Source organism: Micromonospora marina, from assembly GCF_900091565.1.
Classification (GTDB): domain Bacteria; phylum Actinomycetota; class Actinomycetes; order Mycobacteriales; family Micromonosporaceae; genus Micromonospora; species Micromonospora marina.
Map to the genome: position 1 here is coordinate 100,156 of NZ_FMCV01000003.1, position 18,446 is coordinate 118,601.

Here is an 18,446-nt window from a genome sequence, read left to right on the forward strand (position 1 = left end):
GGCCCGGGGGCGCGAGCAAGACGGTCGTCCGGTGCGACCGGATCGGGATTCCCCGGTCGCACCGGAGGACCGCCGCCCCACCACCCACCACTCCGGGCGGCGCTCCACTCGCCGTCCACCAGCAGCTCGGCCGGCGTCGCCGCGCGTCGCCGCTCGATCGTCCCGCTGCCGTCCGGCCGCGGTCACCCGGCTACCGGAGGACGCCGTGCCCTCATCAGCATCGCCCACCCGCCCCCTGCCCTCCCGTCAGTTCCGGGTGGACCGCGTCTGACGAAGTCGTCCGGCCGGGCGCGGCGTCGTCCCGCTCGGGCCGGATGCGGGGGAGGCAGGGGCGAGACGCCGACCGTCCCTGCCTGCCAGCCCCGTCCGTCCGTACTCGCGCCGGATGCCGGCCCGGTGCCGTCACCGCCGACTTCGGCGCCGGCCGGCGAACCGGTCCCGGAGCGGGCGGCGGACGGGGCCCATCCGCACCGGAGACGGTTTCCGAACCGTCTTTTCGTATCTGTCAGATTCCTGGTTCCTCCGAGCGGAAGGAGCGCCATGCGTACGGGTGTCTGGCTGGTGGGGGCGCGCGGCTCGGTCGCGACCACCAGCATCGTCGGGGCGCTCGCCCTACGGGCCGGGCTGACGGGTCCGACCGGGTGCGTCACCGAGCTGCCCGGCGTGCGCGGGCCCGCCCTGCCGACCTTCGCCGACATGATCCTCGGCGGGCACGACGTCGTGACCACGCCGCTCGCCAAGCGGGCCGAGTCGCTGGCCGCCGCGGGCGTCCTACCGGGCCGCCTGGTCGCCGCGCTGTCGGAGGAATTGGCGGCGGTCGAGCGGGAGTTGCGCCCCGCTCCCAGCGCAGGAACGCAGGCCGACCGGGCCGCGGCCATCGCGCACGACCTCACCGACTTCCGGCAACGGCACGGGCTGCCCTGCGTGGTGGTGGTCAACGTCGCCGCTACCGAGCCGGCACCTCGCCCGCACCCGGGCCACGCCGATCCGGCCGCGCTGCGGGCGGCTCTCGCCGGTCCCGACGAGGTGCTGCCACCCAGCTCGCTGTACGGGTACGCGGCGGTGACGACGGGCTGCCCGTACGTCGACTTCACCCCGTCCACCGGCCTGCGGCTGCCCGCACTGGCCGCGCTGGCCGACGCGCACCGGGTGCCGTACGCGGGTCACGACGGCAAGACCGGGGAGACCCTGATCAAGTCGGTGCTCGCCCCGATGTTCGCGATGCGGCACCTCGCCGTCCGGTCCTGGTCGGGTGTCAACCTGCTCGGCGGTGGCGACGGCGCGACGCTCGCCGACCCGGCAGCCAACGCCGCCAAGGTGCGCAGCAAGCAACGCGTGCTCGGCGAGACCCTCGGCTACCTCCCGCAGGGCGGCAGCCGCATCGAGTACGTCGAGGAGCTGGGCGACTTCAAGACCGCGTGGGATCTGGTCACCTTCGCTGGGTTCCTCGGCACCGGCATGCGGCTGGAGTTCAGCTGGCACGGCTGCGACTCGGCGCTCGCCGCGCCGCTGGTGCTCGACCTGGCCCGGCTGACCGCCGCGGCGCAGGCCACCGGCGTCGCGGGTCCCCTGACCGATCTCGCCTTCTTCTTCAAGGACCCGCTCGGCGACCCTTCCCACGCGCTCGCCGATCAGTGGGCCCGGCTGTGCGCCCTAGCCCACCGGCTGCACTCCGGAGGTGCCGATGCCCCGCCTCACTGACCTTGCCGAACTGGTCCGGGCGCCGGCCGCGCTGTCGGTGCCGGGAGACGTCGTTGCCGGTGCTGCCGCGGCGGGGGCGCTCGGTGCACGTACGCCCGCCCTGGCGACCGCCTCGGTGCTGCTGTACTGGGCCGGCATGGCCGCCAACGACTGGGCCGACCGGCGGCTCGACGCGGTCGAACGCCCGGACCGGCCGATCCCCAGCGGCCGGGTCGCCCCCGGCCTCGCGCTCGGCCTTGCCTCCGGCCTCACCGCCGCCGGGGTCGGGCTCGCCGCCGCCGCCGGAGGTCGGCGCGCCGCCGCCGTCGCGCTCCCGCTCGCCACCGTGGTCTGGGCGTATGACCTGGCCGCCAAGAACACCGCCGCCGGTCCGGCCGTCATGGCCGCCTGCCGGGGGCTGGACGTCCTCCTCGGTGCCTCCGGCGGCCGGCCGGTGCGGGCGCTGCCCGCGGCGGCGACCGTCGCCGCCCACACCTGGACCGTCACCGCCCTCTCCCGCCGCGAGGTTGACGGTGCCGATGCGGGCCTGCCGGTGCGGACCCTCGCCGGCACCGTCCTGGTCGCGGCCAGCGCCGTGCTTCCGTCCGCCCTCGACCGGCGCCTCGGCCGCGACCGGCGCGTCTGTTCGGACGCCGCCGCACCCCGCGCGGGCGCCGGCCCGCCCGGCCGGTCCCGGGGGCCCGGCCGGGGGAGCCCGGCAGCCGCCCTGGCCGCGGCCCTGCCCGTGGCACTGACCGGCTGGTACGTCGCCCGGTACGGCGCCGCCCAGCTACGGGTGGTCGCCGAGCCCACGGCCAGCCGGGTGCGCGCGGCCGTCGGCGTCGGTATCACCGGCCTGCCCACCCTGCAGGGCGCGCTGACCGCGCGGGCCGGTGCCGGCCTGCTGGGGCTGGCGGTGGCGGCGGCCGCGCCACTGTGCCGGCGGCTCGCCCGGAAGGTCTCTCCGACATGACCGCCGCCCGCCCGCCCGCTCCCCGCACCGACCGGCCGCCCCACCACAGTGGCCCGGCCACCGGGGAGACCGGCGGCGGGCTGCGGTTCGGGTACGGCACCAACGGCTTCGCCAACCATCGCCTCGACGAGGCGCTCGCGGTGATCGCCGACCTCGGCTACGCCGGCGTCGCCCTCACCCTGGACCACGATCACCTCGACCCGTTCGCACCCGGCCTCGCGCGGCGCGTCGACGCCGTCGCCGGTCGGCTGTCCGCGCTCGGTCTCGGCGTGGTGATCGAGACCGGAGCCCGGTACCTGCTCGATCCGTGGCACAAGCACGCGCCCACGCTGCTGCACGACGACCCCGCCCGCCGCATCGAGTTCCTGCGGCGCGCGGTGGCCGTCGGCGCGGATCTCGGCGCCGAGGCGGTGTCCTTCTGGGCCGGCGTCCGGCCGGCGGCGGTGCCGCCCGCGGTGGCCCGGGACCGGTTGGTTGCCGGCTGCGCCACGGTGGTCGAGGCGGCCGACGCGGCCGGGGTGATGCTTGGCTTCGAGCCGGAGCCCGGGATGCTGGTCGAGGACATCGAGGACTGGCGCCGGCTGTCGGCCGCCCTCGGCGGCCCGGACCGCTTCGGCATCACCCTCGACATCGGGCACTGTCGCTGCCTGGAGCCGCTGCCGGTGCCCGATTGCGTCCGCGCGGTCGCAGCGCGCCTGGTCAACGTGCAGATCGACGACATGCGGCGGGGCGTACACGAGCACCTGGAGTTCGGTGCCGGCGAGATCGACTTCCCGCCGGTGCTGGCGGCGCTGCGCGAGGTCGGCTACGCCGGCCTGGTCGCGGTCGAGTTGCCGCGCCACTCGCACGCCGCGCCCGCCGTCGCCGCCCGCTCGCTGGACTTCCTGCGGGCCGCGGCGACCGGCCTGCCGGCTCCGCATGCCGCCGGGCGGCCGGTACCCGCTCCGCGGCTTTGCTCTTCCCCTACCGACGCGTCACCGGAGGCGGCGCACATGTAGGGGGAGAGCGCAGCAGTCCGGGCGTACCGCCGCCGCACCGGCGCATGCGAGGCCGGCCGAGCGCCGGACGCACCGGTTGGCACGAGGGAGAGTGCCGCCTCCCGGTTCGGGGAGTGGCGCCGACGGGAGGCATGAGTGACACCTGACGACCTACGGACGGCCCTGCGGGACGTACCGGACCCGGACTGGCTGGCGACGGCGCTGCGCCGGATCGCGGCCGAGCCGGCCGCGATCGCCCGGTTCTTTCCGGCCGCCGGCCGACGCTGCGGTCGGGCCGACCTGCCCGACCTGCCCGGCTGGACCGCCGACGAGGCGACCCGCGCGCTGCTGCTGACCAGCCTGCCGGCCGAGCACGTGGCGGGACAGGCCGAGGCGCTCTACCGGGCCGGGGACGCCGCCGAGAGGAGCGCGGTACTCAAAGCCCTGCCCCTGCTGCCGGTCGGCGCCGCCGGGGTGCCGTTGCTGCACGACGCGATCCGCACCAACGACACGCGGCTGGTCGCCGCGGCCCTCGGCCCGTACGCCCGGCACCTCGACCCGGCGGCCTGGCGGCAGGCGGTGCTCAAGTGCGTGTTCACCGGCGTGCCGCTGGCCGTGGTGGCCGATCTCGACGCCCGCGCCGACGGGACGCTGGCGGCCATGCTCGCCGCGCTCGCCGCCGAGCGGACCGCCGCCGGCCGAACCATGCCCGCCGACGCCGCCGCGCTGCTCGACCGGCTCACCGCCGGCACCGGCCAACCCCACCACAGGGAGGCGTGAATGCGCATCTTCGACCCGCACATCCACATGACGTCCCGCACCACCGACGACTACGAGCGGATGGCCGCCGCGGGCGTCCGGGCCGTGGTGGAGCCGGCGTTCTGGCTGGGCCAGCCACGCACCAGCGTGGACAGCTTCGTGGACTACTTCGACTCGCTGATCGGCTGGGAGCCGTTCCGGGCCGGCCAGTTCGGCGTCCGCCACCACGCCACGGTGGCGCTGAACCCGAAGGAGGCGAACGACCCGCGCTGCCGCCCGGTGCTCGACCTGCTGCCCCGCTACCTGGAGAAGGACGGCGTGGTGGCGGTCGGCGAGATCGGGTACGACTCGATGACGCCCGAGGAGGACGAGGTCTTCGCCGCCCAGCTCGCCCTGGCGCTCGCGCACGACCTGCCGGCGCTCGTGCACACCCCGCACCGGGACAAGGCCCGCGGCGTCGAGCGCACGCTCGCGGTGGTCGCCGAGTCGGGCATCGCGCCGGGCCGGGTGGTGCTCGACCACCTGAACGAGGTGACCGTGGAGCTGGTCCGCGACACCGGCTGCTGGCTGGGCTTCTCGATCTATCCGGAGACGAAGATGTCGCCGCCGCGGATGGTGGAGCTGCTGAAGCGGTACGGCACCGAGCGGATGCTGGTGAACTCGGCGGCCGACTGGGGCCGGTCGGATCCGCTGCTGACCCGGGCCACCGGGGAGGCGATGCTGCTGGCCGGGTTCGACGCCGACGACGTGGACCGGGTGCTGTGGCGCAACCCGGTCGAGTTCTACGGCCGGTCCGGGCGGCTCGACCTGCGCGATGTGGACGCCCCGGAGTCGACGTTTGCCGGCAACTCGATCCTGCGTGGGGGCAGCTGATGCGGCTGCGGCACGCCGACGGGACCGTCGTCCACCTCGGTTACTGCACGAACGTGCACCCCGCTGAGGACCTCGCCGGCATTATCGCCCAACTCGACACCTATGCGGTACCGGTGCGCGAGCGGCTGGGTGCGGACCTGCTCGGGCTCGGCCTGTGGCTGGCCGCGCCGGTCGCCGCCGAGCTGGCCGCCGATGCCGGCGCCCGCCGGCGCCTGCGGGCCGAGCTGACCGCGCGGGCCCTGGAGGTCGTCACCCTCAACGGTTTTCCGTACGCGGCCTTCCAGGCGCCCGTTGTCAAGGGGGCGGTCTACCACCCCGACTGGACCACCCCGGGGCGGCTCGCGTACACGCTGGACCTGGCCCGGGTGCTCGCGGACCTGCTGCCCGCCGACGCGGCCCGCGGCTCGGTCTCCACCCTGCCGCTGGCCTGGCGGGATCCTTGGGACGCCGCCCGCGCGGACGCCGCCCGCCGCCGGCTCGACGAGCTCGCCGCCGGCCTCGCCGCCGTCGAACGGGACACCGGCCGCCGCGTGCGGGTCGGCTTCGAGCCGGAGCCGGGCTGTGTGGTGGAAAATACCGCGCAGGCCGTGGCTGCTTTGTCCGGAGTGGACGTCACCCGGCTCGGGATCTGTCTCGACCTGGCCCACCTCGCGTGTGCCTGGGAGGAGCCGGTGGCGGCCCTGGCGAGGCTGCGCGCTGCCGGCCTACCCGTCGTGAAGGTGCAGGTCTCGGCCGCGCTGGAGGCGGCCGACCCACTCGCCGGCGCGAACGCCCTGCGACGCTGGGTGGAACCGCGCTTCCTGCACCAGACGCGGAGTTCGGCGTGCGCGGCGGCGACCGCCGGTTCCGGCCGCGGTGCCCCGGCGGATCCGGCCGGACCCGGCTGGGCCGCCGACGACCTGGACGTTGCCCTCGACGCGGGGCTGCCCGGCCCGTGGCGGGTGCACTACCACGTGCCGCTGCATGCCCCGCCCGAACCGCCGCTGGACTCGACGCTGCCGGTGCTGCGGGCCGCGCTGGCGACGTTGTTCGCCGGCCCCGGCGCTGCCTGCGACCACCTCGATGTCGAGACGTACACCTGGGGAGTGCTGCCGGCCGCACGGCGGCCGCGCACCGCCGCGGAGCTGGCCGCGGGTATCGCGGCCGAGCTGGCCTTCACCCGCGCCGAGCTGGTGGCGCTCGGCCTGGCCCCGACCTGCCGGAAGGTGGCGACCCGGTGAGCAGGCAACTTGTCGTGCTGGACGTGGTGGGGGTGACCCCGCGGCTGCTCGCGCACATGCCCCGGCTGCGCGCGGTCGCCGACGCGGGGTTCCGCGCCGAGCTGGGCACCGTGTTGCCGGCGGTGACGTGCTCGGTGCAGTCGACGTTTCTCACCGGTGCGCCGCCCGCCGAGCACGGGATCGTCGGCAACGGGTGGTACTTCCGGGACCTCGGTGAGGTGCTGCTGTGGCGCCAACACAACGCCCTGGTCGGCGGCGAGAAGCTGTGGGAGGCGGCCCGCCGGGTAGCGCCGGGCTGGACCGTGGCGAACGTCTGCTGGTGGTACGCGATGGGCGCGGACGTGGACTGGACGGTCACGCCGCGCCCGGTCTACCACGCCGACGGGCGTAAGGACCCGGACTGCTACACCGACCCACCGGAGCTGCACGACTCGCTGACCGGAGCGCTGGGCACGTTTCCGCTCTTCTCCTACTGGGGACCGGGCGCCGGGCTCCCGTCGTCCCGGTGGATCTGCCGGGCCGCCGGGCGGCTCCTCGCCGAGCAGTCACCCGACCTGACCCTGGTCTACGTCCCGCACCTGGACTACGATCTGCAACGGTTCGGCCCGTCCGGCCCGCAGGCCGCCGCCGCGGCGGCCGAGCTGGACGCCGTGCTGGCGCCGCTGCTGGACGCCGCCCGGGAGCGGGACGCCACCGTCGTGGCGCTCTCCGAGTACGGGATCTCCGACGTGTCCCGGCCGGTGGACGTCAACCGGCTGCTGCGCTCGGAGGGGTTCCTGCGGGTGCACACGCAGGCCGGTATGGAGTACCTCGACCCGTGGACCTCCCGGGCGTTCGCGGTCGCCGACCACCAGGTCGCCCACGTGTACGTCCGGAACCCGGCCGACGTGCCGGCGGTGGCGAAGCTGTGCGCCGGGCTGCCCGGGGTGGCCGAGGTGCTCGACGCGGACGGCAAGGCGGCGTACGGGCTGCACCACCCCCGCGCGGGTGAGCTGGTGCTGGTGGCCGAGCCGGATGCCTGGTTCACGTACTACTACTGGCTCGACGACGACCGCGCGCCGGACTTCGCCCGGCTGGTGGAGATCCACCGCAAGCCCGGGTACGATCCGGCGGAGCTGTTCTTCGATCCGGCCGCCCCCGGTGCCGCGAGACGGCGGGCCGCCGTGGCGCTGGCCCGGAAGAAGCTGGGAATGCGGTACCTGATGAGCGTGGTCGGGCTCGACGCCGGCGCCCGCGCGGTCCGGGGCTCGCACGGGCGGCTGCCCACCGACGCGGACGACGGGCCGGTGCTGCTCTGCTCCGACGCGTCGGCAGCGCGGGACCGGGTCGCCGCCACCGAGGTGAAGGGGCTGCTGCTGGAACTCGCCGGACTGGCCCCGCCGCGCTGGAGTCGTTCGACGCGTTCGCGTTGATCCACGACGACATACTGGACTGCACGGCGACGTCCTGCACGGACACCGCTGCACCGCGCCTGGCTCGCCGGCGGGCGGCCGTCCGCGGCGCGCGGGTCCCGGTGCAGGTCCGGGCGTACGTCTCTGGTGCGGCGGGCGGCCCGAGGTCTGGCGGTGGGTCGTTCCGGTACGCATTTTGGTGGTGACTGGGGGTTGCGATTCGCGCCTCGGGCCGACACTATGGAAACGGGAATCGTTTTCAGCACGTTCGATGGGTGCGGCTGCGTTCCCACCGGCCCTGGGTGGTTTCCCGGCGGCTTCAGTGGTGAAGGCGCCTGTACTGGGGGAAGTGTGGACACAGACCTGTTTCTGAAGCCGTCGCTGAGCGACTCGGTGCGCGGAATTCTCGACCAGCCGGACCTGTTGCCGGACATGGTCGAGGCGTTGGGCTCACCGTTGAACGTCGTGCTGCCGCACCAGATTACCGACAACGTCGAGCGGTACCGCGAGGTGCTGACCTCTCATCACCTGTGCGGCGAGGTCTTCTTCGCCCACAAGGCCAACCGGTCGAGCGCGCTGGTCCGCCAACTGGCCGCCGGAGACACCGGGGTCGATGTCGCGTCGCTCGGCGAACTGCGGCACGTGCTGGAGGCCGGATGCGCCGGCCGCCGGATCATGGCGACCGGTCCCAAGGACACCGACTTCCTGTGGCTGGCCGCTCGGGTCGGCGCTGTGGTCAACGCCGACTCCGTGCAGGAACTGGCCGAACTAGCCGCGCTGGTGGCCAGCCACCGCCTGCCGCGGGTGCGGGTCATGGCGCGACTGTCGGCGTTCGACTCCGCCGGCGTGCGGGTGCTGAGCCGACCCAGCCGGTTCGGGGTGCACGGTCGTGAGGTGGGCCTCGTGCTGGACCTGCTCGACAAGCATCGCGACGAGCTGGACCTGCTCGGATTCGCCTACCACCTGGACACGAACGCGTTGACCGAGAAGGCGTTGGCGCTTGAGGGCTGCCTGCTGGCCATGCGCGAGGCGTCGGCGCGCGGGTTCTCGCCGTCGGCGATCGACATCGGCGGCGGGTTCGGCGTCAACTACCTCGCCGACCGTGAGGAATGGGACCGCTACACGACCGAACTCGGCCGGGCCGTCCTGGGCGTGCGCCCGGCGATGACCTGGCAGAACCACGGGTACGGACTACGCGCCGAGGCCGGCACGCTGCGCGGCGCTCTGGGTGTCTACCCGGCGTACCGGCCGGTTGCCGGCCCGGCCTACCTCGACGCGTTGCTGACCCTCGACGCGCCGACGCTCGGCCGGTCGATGGCGACCCTGCTGTTGGAGAGCCTCTACGACCTGCATGTCGAACCGGGCCGGGCGATGCTCGACCAGTGCGGCCTCACCGCCGCCCGGGTGGTGGAGGTACGCACCACCCATGCCGGCGACGTGCTGGTCCGGCTCGCGGCCAACTCCCGCGACATCAGCACCGAGGACCACGCCGTGTTGATGGACCCGGTGCTGCTGCCGCCCGGCTCCGGCGAGGACGATCCGGTCGGCGTGTACCTGTCCGGCAACCTGTGCCTGGAGGACGATCTCATCACCCGCCGGAAGGTGACCCTGCCCCGCCTCCCCGCGCCAGGCGACCTGGTGGTGTTCGTCAACACCGCCGGCTACTTCATGGACTTCGCCGCCGATCACGCCCTGATGCAGCCCATCGCTGCCAAAGCCGCCGTCTACCGAGCCGGCGGGACGTGGAAGTGGTGTCTCGACGAGCAGTACTGGCCCGTGAAAGGTGACCGATGAGGTACGACAGCATCCTGGACACGATCGGTGACACGCCGCTGGTGCGGGTGGCACCGGAGGTGCACGGACTGCGCAACATCGACCTGTACGCGAAGTTGGAGATGCTGAACCCGTTCGGCTCCGTCAAGGACCGGCCGGCATGGAACATGGCCAAGGAGGGCCTCGCGGGGGCGATCGAGCGCGGAGACTCGATCGTGGAGCTGTCGAGCGGCAACACCGCCAAGGCACTCGCCGTCATCGCGGCGATGCACGGGCTGCCGTTCAAGAGCGTCACCAACCGGATGAAGGTCCCCGAGATCAAGGACCTGTTGCTGCTGCTCGGCGCGCAGATCGAGGAGTTGCCGGGCCAGACCGAGTGTCTCGACCCGACCGACACCGAGGATCCGCTGACCCGCATGTACCGGATGCTCTCCGAGGAGGGCAGCGGCTACCTGCACACCGACCAGTACTTCAACCCGCGCAACCTGGAGGCGCACCGGATCTCGACCGCGCAGGAGGTCATCAAGGATCTCGACGGGCGCGGGCCGGACATCTTCATCGCCTGTGTCGGCACCGCCGGTTCGTCGACCGGTGTCGCGACCGTGTTGCGTGAACACAACCCGCAGGTCGCCGTCGTCGGACTGGTGGCGCAGAAGTCGGACTTCATCCCCGGTATCCGCAACATCGACGAGGTGAACGAGGTCGGTCTCTTCGACCCGAGCAACTACGACACGATCGAGGCCGTCTCCGCGCAGGAGGCCATCGACGGGATGCTCACCCTGAACCGGCGCTGCGGCATGCTCGGCGGACCCACCGGCGGTGCGGCCTACTTCGGCGCGGTGCGTCATCTCAAGGCGATCGACGAAACCCTCACCGAGCGCCGCACGGCCGTGTTCATCGTGTGCGACCGGGTCGAGAGCTACATGAGCTACGTCCGTCAGCGCCGACCCGACCTGCTCAAGCAACCGCCGCGGCCGAACTCGGTCGGCACGCTCACCGACGCCGAGGTCGCCGCTGCCGCCTCCGTCGACGTGGCGCAGGCGCGGCAGTGGATCGCCGAGACGGCGCCGCTGGTGGTCGACCTGCGCGGCGCGTTCGCCTACGCCGCGCTGCACATCGAGAATTCGGTCAACATCGTCGACGAACTCTTCGACGAACTGCTGCACGGCGGCCTGCCGATCGGGGCGTCGCGACCGGTGCTGCTGGTGTGCCCGGTCGGCGAGAAGTCGGCCCGCTACGCCGCGCTGCTGACCCGGATGGGTCATCAGGATGCGCGCAGCCTGCGCGGCGGCGTGGTGGCCTGGCGCGACGCGGGTGCCCCGCTGGTGCGGGACTGAGCCGGCCGTGACGACGACGATCCACGGCGGGGTGCTCGACCGGCTCGCGTCATGGCAGGACGGTCTGCGCGCGGAGTTCCCCATCTTCGAACGCAGTCCGGGTCTGGCGTACCTGGACAGCGCGGCCACCACGCAGAAACCGGCCGCCGTTCTCGACGCCGTGCATGAGTTCCTGACGACCGGCAACGCCAACGTGGGGCGGGGATCCCACCCGTGGGCGACCCGCACCACCGCACGGATCGAGGCGTGCCGGGACCGGATCCGGCGTGCGCTCGGTGACACCGGCGACGGGTCCACTGTCGACTTCACAAGCGGCACGAGTGACGGCCTGCGGGCCGTCGCGGACGACTGGCTCGCCGGACAACTGACCGACGGCGACGAGATCATCGTCCCGTTCGGTGATCACCAGTCGAACCTGCGCCCGTGGCTGGACCTGCGTGACCGCCTCGCCCGCACCGGCGTCGGGGTGACCGTGCGCCCGATGCCGGTCGACCCGGCCTCGGGCGACTACGACCACCGGGCGCTGCCGTCGGTGGTCACCGGACGGACCCGGTTCGTCGCCACAACGCATGTACACCACGTCTTCGGCGCCGACATGAACGTACACCGCATCCGCGAGGTCGTCGGCCCGGACGTGCCGATCTGCCTGGACGCGGCGCAGAGCGTCGGCCACCGGCCGGTGTCGGTCGCCGACCTCGACGTGGACTTCGTGGTTTTCTCCGGCCACAAGATGCTCGCGCTGCCCGGAACGGGCGTGGTGTGGGCCCGCAACCGGCGCGGCCCGCGCTTCGCGCGCCGCGGCTGGGCCGGCACCCCGAACACGGCCGGGATCGTCAGCATGGCTGCCGCGTTCGACTGGCTCGACCGGGCCGGCCTCGCCGACATCCACGCCTGGACGACCGCGTTGTGCGTACGGCTCACCGACGGGCTGAGCCGGCTCCCCGGTGTGCGGGTGCTCGGCTGTCAGAACAGCCTCACCGCCGACTCGGACGTGCAGCGGCGGGACGGGATCGTGACGTTCCGGCACGCGGCGGTGCGCTCCGACGATCTCGGGTTCGTGCTCGCCGACGAGGGGCTGATGGTCCGGGCGGACAGCCACTGCCAGGCCGGTCGCGACACCGACGACCTGGCGGTGCGGGTGAGCGTGCACGTCTACAACACCCCGGACGAGATCGACCGGGTGCTCGCGGTGGTCGAGCGTTGCGAAAGGATGGGATCTTGAACAAGATCGTAGCGATGGTCGACGTGTACGCGCCCACCGTGCCGCTGGCGCAGGCGTTCCAGAGCGCCGGGGCGACCGTCGTGCGGGTGCAGAGCACCGTCCTGCCGCCGCCGGCGTACCGGCGGCATCCGGACCTGACGATGTTCTCCGCCAACATCGTGCACACCGGGGACTTCGCCGCGACCCGGGACGCGCTCGCCGCGCACCGCCCCGATCTGGTGATCACCGGCGGGGAGACCGGCGTCGAACTCGCCGATCAGCTCTCCGAGGCGCTGGGGCTGCCGACCAACGGCACCGCCCACAGCGCCGCGCGACGTGACAAGGCTGTCCAGAACGAGACCGTTCGCGCCGCGGGCCTGCGGGCCACCCGGCAACTCGTGGTCACCGACGAGGCGAAACTGCGTGCCTGGCACGCCGAAGTCGGCGGCCGAGTCGTGGTGAAGCCGGTCCGCAGCGCCGGCAACGACGGGGTCACCTTCTGCGACACCCCGGACGCGTCGTCGGCAGCCTTCCACGCGATCCTCGGCAGCACGAACGTCTTCGCCGAGTGCAACGAGACGGTCGTCGCCCAGGAGTACCTCGTCGGCACCGAGTACGCCGTCAACACCGTCAGCGCGAACGGCCTGCACCGGGTCACTGACATCTGGCAGTACGCCAAGATGACCGTCAACGGCGTCGTCGACCGGCACGCCGGGGTGTTCTCCACCCCCGTCGACGACGTGCCGGAGGTGGTGCGGTACGCGGGCGGCGTACTCGACGCACTCGGGGTGCGGCACGGACCCGCCCACCTGGAGATCATGGTCACCAGCGACGGACCGTGCCTGGTCGAGGCCGGCATCCGGCTCTGCGGCGGCGGCGCCGCCTACTACGCCACCCTTGCCGGTGGTGAGTCACAACTGGAGTGGACCGTGCAGGCGTACCTGGATCCGGTTCTGTTCGCGAACCGCCACCAAGAGCCGCACCGGGTCGAGCAGCACGTGGTGATGGCGTATCTGACCTCGCCGGTCGAGGGCATCCTGGAGGACTACCCGCTGCTGGACCAGGTGCGGGCGTTGCCCAGCTTCCACAGGGAGCACCTGGGGGTGCAGCCGGGCGAACATCTGCCGCGCACCGTCGACGACACGACCGAACCGCTGATGGTGGGCCTGGCGCATCCGGTCGCCCAGGTGGTCGCCGACGACTTCCGCGCCGTCAACTACCTCGACGGTGTCGGTTTCTACCGGCTCCGGGCATGACGCCCCCGCACGTCGTGGTCCTGCACCGGTGGCGGGCCGGGTACGCTGACTACGCCGCCTACCTGGATCACACCGCCCACGCGGTCACCTACGTCAGCACCGACGTCGGGGCCGACGCGGTGCCGGCGCACGCACGGGAGGTCGTCGTGGTGCCCGCCACCGACGACCTCTCCACGGTCTCCGGTGCGGTACGCGGACTCGCCGGTCGGCACGGCCCGCCGGTCGGCGTCGTCGCGCTGAAGGAGGACGACCTGCTCGTCGCCGCGCACCTGCGGACGGAGTGGGGCTGTCCGGGGCCGACGGTGGACGACACGCGCCGGTTCCGCGACAAGGTGGTGATGTGCCGGGCGGTCGCGGCGGCCGGGGTCGACGTTCCCGCGTTCGCGGCGGTCGACAGTGCGGGGGACGTGCACGACTTCGCCACGACGCACGGCTATCCGGTGGTGCTCAAGCCGCGCGACGGCAGTTCTGCCGCGGGGGTGCGGGTGCTGGACCGGCCCGCCGACGTGCCCCGGGAGGTGGCCGGGTCGATGGTCCAGGTGTTCAGTCCTGGTGTGCTGTACCACGTCGACGGGGTCTTCGACGGCGCCGCGGTCGCGGCGTGCACGGTGTCCCGCTATCTGCGCACCTGCCTGGAGTTCCGGTCGGGAATCGCGCTCGGCTCGGTGGAAGTCGATGACGCCGGCTTCCGGCGACGGGTGGAGGACTTCACCGGACGGGTGCTGCGGGCGCTCTCCACCGATCCGGTGGTGTTCCATCTGGAGCTGTTCGACGAGGGAGGCCGGCTGCGGTTCCTGGAGGTCGGTGCCCGGACCGGCGGCGCGGAAATCCCGTTCATGTGGCGGGAACTGCGCGGTTACGACCTGAACCACGCCGCCTTCGACCTCGCCCTGGGGCGTAGGCCGGACATGCCGGCCCCGACGGCGGACGGGCCGGTCGGCGGGTTTCTGCTCGTGCCCGCCCCGGCGCAGCGGCCGTGCCGGATCGAGGCGTCCACCCCGATGATGGGGTCGGTGCCCGAGCTGTACGCGGAGGTGGTGCTCGAGCCGGGCGTGGTCCTGCCGGACGCCGACGCTTACTTCGAGCACGTCGGGGGCCGGTTCCGGTTCCGGGGGGACAGTACGGCGGCGGTGTCGGCGGCGGTGTCGAAGGTTGCCGCCGACTACCGCATCACGGGATCGACAGTGACCGCGGCGATGTGATCCCCGCTCGGGATCTGTGACCGCCAGGGGGCGCTCCGTCGCCATGCCGGGAATCGCGACGGTGCCTCCTGTTGTGCCGGACCTACCGGGCGGGGTGACCCTCAACGGCCGGGTGCGTGCCGAGCCCGCCGAGCGCATGGTCCGTGTGATGGCACGCGACCTGACGGCGGTCGACCGGGGCGAGCAGCGGTACCTGTCCACACCTCGCCCGATCCGGCGCGGACAGCTCCCGGTGCAGCGGGCAGCGCCGCCGGAAGGCGCATCCATCGGTGCGGTCGAGCGGGTCGGGCGGCTCCCCGGCGGGGGCGGACCCGCGTCCGGCTCGTGCCGCCGCCACATCGGCGACCGGTGTGGCGGCGACGAGCGCCCGGGTGTACGGGTGCGCCGGGGCGTACAGCACGTCGGCGGCCGGGCCGGTCTCCACCACGCGACCGGCGTACATGACCGTCACCCGGTCGACTGTGCGCCGCAGCAGCGTCAGGTCGTGCGAGGTCATCAGGAATGCCAGTCCGAAACGTTCCCGCAGGTCGGCGAGCAGATCCATGATGCCGACCCGCAGTGACGTGTCCAGTGCCGACACCGGCTCGTCCAGCAGCACCAGGCGGGGGCCGGGGGCCAATGCGCGGGCGATGGCGACCCTTTGCCGTTGTCCGCCGGAGAGCTGCCCAGGGCGGCGTCCGGCGTGTTCGTCCGACAGTCCGACGAGGCCGAGCACCTCCCGGGCGCGGGAACGGCTGTCCGGCCGTGACCATCCGTGCACCCGCAGCGGTTCGGCGACAACGTCGGCGACGGACATCGTGGGGTTCAACGACGAGGCGGGGTCCTGCATCACCATCTGCACCTGTCCGCGCAGCGCGGTCCGGTCCCGTCGGCGCAGCCCGGAGACGTCGGCGCCGAACAGCGCGATGGTTCCTTCCTGGGGCCGGCGCAGGGCGATGATCTCACGCAGGACGGTGGTCTTCCCGCAGCCGGATTCGCCGATGAGGGCGACCGCCTCGCCGGTGTCCACCGTGAGGTCGACGCCGTCGACGGCACGGACGACGGCCCCGCGCCGGACGGGGAAGTGCCGGCGCAGTCCGGTGATCCGCAGCGCCGCCCCGGCACCGGGCTCGGCCTGCTCGACCTCGGACGCGGTCGGCCCGACGTCTGATGCGGTCGCCCGCACCGCGGCAGCGAGTGGCCCGGCGCCGGCGGCCGTCACCTGCGCGACGGCGGTGGGCGGCTCGGCGCCCGACGCCGTCAGCAGGTCGCGTAGGTGGGCGCTGGCCGGTCGGCGGAACCGCTTCGTGACCGGCCCCTGCTCGACCAGTTCCCCCCGGCGCAGCACAGCTATCCGGTCGCACGATCGGGCCACCACCCCGAGGTCGTGGGTGATCAGCAGCAGTGCGGCTCCGGTCCGTGCCCGCACGTCGTCGAGCAGGTCGAGGATCTGCGCCTGCACGGTCGTGTCCAGCGCGCTCGTCGGCTCGTCCGCGATGATCAGGTCGGGGTCGTTGGCGATGGCCATGGCGATGGCGACCCGCTGCCGCATCCCGCCGGAGAACTCGTGCGGCAGTGCCCCGGCCCGCCGCCGCGCCGCCGCGATGCCGACCCGGTCGAGCAGTTCCACGGCCCTTTCAGTGGCGTCCCGCCGGCGCAGGCCCGGTTGGTGGACGGCGATCGCCTCGGCGACCTGGCGGCCCACCGGGATCACCGGTGTCAGTGCGGCGAGCGGGTCCTGATGGACCATGGCGACCTGCCGGCCACGGACAGCGGACAGCTCACGGTCGGACAGGCCGAGCAGTTCGCGGTCGGCGAGGCGCACCGATCCCTCCACTCGGGCGGTGTCGGGAAGCAGACCCATGACCGCGAACGCCGTCGCCGACTTCCCGGAGCCCGATTCGCCGACCAGGGCGACCGCCTCACCGGCGGCGACGGTCAAGGTCAGGTTCCGCACGGCCGGCACCGGCCCGGTGCGGGTGCGGTAGGAGACCGTGAGATCACGGATGTCGAGCATCATGCGTCGTCCCGCAGCCCTTCGCCGAGCATCGCCGCCGCGAGTACGGTGGCGGTGAGGAAGCCGACCGGAGCGAGAAAGACCCACGGAAACGTCAGCGCGGAGCCGGTGCCGGTCGCGACCAGGGTGCCGAGCGAAACGTCCGGCGGTTGCACCCCGAATCCGAAGTAGCTGAGTCCGGCCTCGGCGAGGACGGCGGAGGCGACGTTCAGGGTGCAGTCGATCGCCAGCAGCGGCACCATCTGTGGCAGCAGGTGCCGGGTGACGATCCGGGTGGTGGAGGCGCCGGTGTTCTCGGCGGCCACGACGTAGCCGGCGACCCGTAGGCTCCGGGCGCGGGCGCGGACCACCCGCGAGGTCACCATCCACTGGAACGTCGCGATCAGTAGCACCAGCACCAGCCACGAGGAACCGCGCAGGGCCGGTGAGAGCACCGCGACGGCGAGGATCGGCGGCAGCACCAGGAGCACGTCGACGACCATCATGAGGACGCGGTCGGCGACGCCGCCGAGGTAACCCGCGACCGTGCCGACCAGTGCCGAGAGGGCGGTGGTGAGTACCGCTGCCAGCAGCCCGATCACCAGGGACTTCTGGAGTCCGCGCAGGCACAGTGCGAGCATGTCCTCGCCGAGCCGGGCGGTGCCCAGTGGGTGTGCGCCCGACGGGGCGGCGAGCACGTTGCGCAGATCCTGGTCGGTGTGGGTGAAGGGCAGCAGCAGCGGGCCTACGGATGCCGCGAGCACCAGCAGCGCCAGCAGCCCGGCGCCGGTCAGCGCGATCGGGCGGTGAACGTTCACGTGCGGGTCCGTGGGTCGAGAAGTAGCAGCGCCAGGTCGGCCAGCCAGCCGACCATCACCACGAGGACGGCCATCAGCAGGGTGGCCGTGGCGACGACGTTCGCGTCCTGGCGTTCGATCGCTGTGACCAGCCAGTCGCCGAGGCCGTGCCAGCCGAAGATGCGTTCGGTGAACACGCCTCCGGCGAGGTGCAGGCCGAAACTGAACGCCACCAGCGGGGCCATCGGGATCAGCGCCATCCGCAGGCCGTGGCGGCGGACGGCGCGGCCCCGCCGCAGGCCCCGCCCCCGGGCCGCGCGCAGGAACTCGCTGTCGCGTACCTCCAGCATCGCGGCCCGCTGATAGCGGCTGTAGAACGCGATCTGCGGGAGGGCGATGGCGATCGTCGGCAGGACCAGGTGCCGCAGCCGGTCGCCGAGCGCGGCCCAGCCGGCGAGGTCGGAGCCGGGGGTCCGTTCACCGCTGAACGGCAGCAGGTCGGTGCCGGCGGCCTCGTTGACCGGCAGCCACAGGAGCTTCAGGACGGTGCCCAGCACGAATACCGGGATCGCCAGCAACAGCAGGGCGGTGGCCATCGACAGCTTGTCGGCGGCGCTGCCGGCGCGCAGCGCGCCCCAGATGCCGAACCCGCAGCCGAACAGCACCGCCAGCACGCCGCCGGGCAGGAACAGCCGGATGCTGGTGCCGGCGCGAGCGGACACCTCGCCGGCGATGTCGTGTCCGTCGGCGGTGGTGCCGAAGTCCCCGGTCACGGCGCCGGCCAGCCACTGCCCGAACCGGGGCAGCACCGGCAGGTCCAGGCCGAGGGCCGTGGCCCGTGCGTCGATGACGGACTGCGGCGTCGGCGGTTGGGTGGTGCGCAGTTCCGCGAGGGGGTCGAAGCTGAGCGCCGCGAGCGTGTAGGTGAGCAGCACTGCGGCCAGACAGACGCCGAGCCGGGCCGCCAGCCGGGCGAGGAGCCGGCCGACGGCGCGGACGGCGGAGGCCGACAACGCTGCGCCACGTCGTCGG

The 18,446-nt window shown here is 73.3% G+C and carries 15 protein-coding genes; 12 read left to right on the forward strand and 3 right to left on the reverse strand.

Translation table 11 applies throughout. The features are described 5' to 3' along the window. Positions 1 to 540 precede the first annotated feature (540 nt). From GA0070215_RS05050 to GA0070215_RS05105, 12 genes are all read left to right on the forward strand, one after another. A complete protein-coding gene (locus GA0070215_RS05050) occupies positions 541 to 1,701 on the forward strand; it encodes an inositol-3-phosphate synthase (protein WP_091042339.1) in 1,161 nt (386 codons plus the stop codon). After that, positions 1,685 to 2,653, forward strand: coding sequence for an SCO3242 family prenyltransferase (locus tag GA0070215_RS05055; RefSeq protein WP_018783814.1), 969 nt, complete (start codon positions 1,685 to 1,687; stop codon positions 2,651 to 2,653). Before GA0070215_RS05050 ends, GA0070215_RS05055 begins: the two co-directional genes overlap by 17 nt. Beyond that, the gene (locus GA0070215_RS05060; RefSeq protein ID WP_091042342.1) at positions 2,650 to 3,651 is read left to right on the forward strand and encodes a sugar phosphate isomerase/epimerase family protein; all 1,002 of its coding nucleotides are present in this window, start codon (positions 2,650 to 2,652) and stop codon (positions 3,649 to 3,651) included. Before GA0070215_RS05055 ends, GA0070215_RS05060 begins: the two co-directional genes overlap by 4 nt. A 135-nt stretch (positions 3,652 to 3,786) precedes the next feature. Further along, positions 3,787 to 4,410: an EboA domain-containing protein gene (locus tag GA0070215_RS05065; RefSeq protein ID WP_091042344.1), complete on the forward strand. Its 624-nt coding sequence runs from the start codon at positions 3,787 to 3,789 to the stop codon at positions 4,408 to 4,410. Then, positions 4,411 to 5,262, forward strand: coding sequence for a TatD family hydrolase (locus GA0070215_RS05070; RefSeq protein WP_018783817.1), 852 nt, complete (start codon positions 4,411 to 4,413; stop codon positions 5,260 to 5,262). After that, a complete protein-coding gene (gene eboE, locus GA0070215_RS05075) occupies positions 5,262 to 6,482 on the forward strand; it encodes a metabolite traffic protein EboE (RefSeq protein WP_091042346.1) in 1,221 nt (406 codons plus the stop codon). The genes GA0070215_RS05070 and eboE overlap by 1 nt, the downstream gene beginning before the upstream one ends. Continuing rightward, positions 6,479 to 7,894, forward strand: a complete 1,416-nt coding sequence (locus tag GA0070215_RS05080) for an alkaline phosphatase family protein (protein WP_018783819.1) — start codon at positions 6,479 to 6,481, stop codon at positions 7,892 to 7,894. The genes eboE and GA0070215_RS05080 overlap by 4 nt, the downstream gene beginning before the upstream one ends. 330 nt (positions 7,895 to 8,224) lie before the next feature. Then, positions 8,225 to 9,667, forward strand: a complete 1,443-nt coding sequence (locus tag GA0070215_RS05085; RefSeq protein ID WP_091042349.1) for a Y4yA family PLP-dependent enzyme — start codon at positions 8,225 to 8,227, stop codon at positions 9,665 to 9,667. Next, entirely contained in the window at positions 9,664 to 10,983 is a 1,320-nt protein-coding gene (locus GA0070215_RS05090) for a pyridoxal-phosphate dependent enzyme (RefSeq protein ID WP_091042351.1), read from the forward strand. Before GA0070215_RS05085 ends, GA0070215_RS05090 begins: the two co-directional genes overlap by 4 nt. A 7-nt stretch (positions 10,984 to 10,990) precedes the next feature. Next, positions 10,991 to 12,205, forward strand: a complete 1,215-nt coding sequence (locus tag GA0070215_RS05095; RefSeq protein WP_231394672.1) for an aminotransferase class V-fold PLP-dependent enzyme — start codon at positions 10,991 to 10,993, stop codon at positions 12,203 to 12,205. Then, positions 12,202 to 13,440, forward strand: coding sequence for an ATP-grasp domain-containing protein (locus GA0070215_RS05100; RefSeq protein WP_244166863.1), 1,239 nt, complete (start codon positions 12,202 to 12,204; stop codon positions 13,438 to 13,440). Before GA0070215_RS05095 ends, GA0070215_RS05100 begins: the two co-directional genes overlap by 4 nt. After that, entirely contained in the window at positions 13,437 to 14,642 is a 1,206-nt protein-coding gene (locus tag GA0070215_RS05105) for an ATP-grasp domain-containing protein (protein ID WP_091042356.1), read from the forward strand. Before GA0070215_RS05100 ends, GA0070215_RS05105 begins: the two co-directional genes overlap by 4 nt. Positions 14,643 to 14,724: 82 nt before the next feature. On the opposite strand, the gene GA0070215_RS05110 is transcribed toward GA0070215_RS05105, so the two are convergent. From GA0070215_RS05110 to GA0070215_RS05120, 3 genes are read right to left on the reverse strand one after another with little or no spacing between them, the layout of a single operon-like run. Next, positions 14,725 to 16,641 (reverse strand): dipeptide ABC transporter ATP-binding protein, encoded by a 1,917-nt coding sequence (locus GA0070215_RS05110; RefSeq protein ID WP_208600289.1) that lies wholly within the window; start codon positions 16,639 to 16,641, stop codon positions 14,725 to 14,727. Beyond that, the gene (locus GA0070215_RS05115; RefSeq protein ID WP_091042359.1) at positions 16,638 to 17,435 is read right to left on the reverse strand and encodes an ABC transporter permease; all 798 of its coding nucleotides are present in this window, start codon (positions 17,433 to 17,435) and stop codon (positions 16,638 to 16,640) included. The genes GA0070215_RS05110 and GA0070215_RS05115 overlap by 4 nt, the downstream gene beginning before the upstream one ends. After that, entirely contained in the window at positions 17,432 to 18,427 is a 996-nt protein-coding gene (locus tag GA0070215_RS05120) for an ABC transporter permease (RefSeq protein ID WP_091042363.1), read from the reverse strand. Before GA0070215_RS05120 ends, GA0070215_RS05115 begins: the two co-directional genes overlap by 4 nt. Positions 18,428 to 18,446 lie beyond the last annotated feature (19 nt).

Bases quoted from the DNA above. Each gene is read 5' to 3' on its own strand.
- GA0070215_RS05070 (WP_018783817.1), top strand. From the start codon at position 4,411: ATGCGCATCTTCGACCCGCACATCCACATGACGTCCCGCACCACCGAC.
- GA0070215_RS05050 (WP_091042339.1), top strand. From the start codon at position 541: ATGCGTACGGGTGTCTGGCTGGTGGGGGCGCGCGGCTCGGTCGCGACC.
- GA0070215_RS05060 (WP_091042342.1), top strand. From the start codon at position 2,650: ATGACCGCCGCCCGCCCGCCCGCTCCCCGCACCGACCGGCCGCCCCAC.
- GA0070215_RS05090 (WP_091042351.1), top strand. From the start codon at position 9,664: ATGAGGTACGACAGCATCCTGGACACGATCGGTGACACGCCGCTGGTG.
- GA0070215_RS05055 (WP_018783814.1), top strand. From the start codon at position 1,685: ATGCCCCGCCTCACTGACCTTGCCGAACTGGTCCGGGCGCCGGCCGCG.
- eboE (WP_091042346.1), top strand. From the start codon at position 5,262: ATGCGGCTGCGGCACGCCGACGGGACCGTCGTCCACCTCGGTTACTGC.
- GA0070215_RS05110 (WP_208600289.1), bottom strand. From the start codon at position 16,641: ATGATGCTCGACATCCGTGATCTCACGGTCTCCTACCGCACCCGCACC.
- GA0070215_RS05105 (WP_091042356.1), top strand. From the start codon at position 13,437: ATGACGCCCCCGCACGTCGTGGTCCTGCACCGGTGGCGGGCCGGGTAC.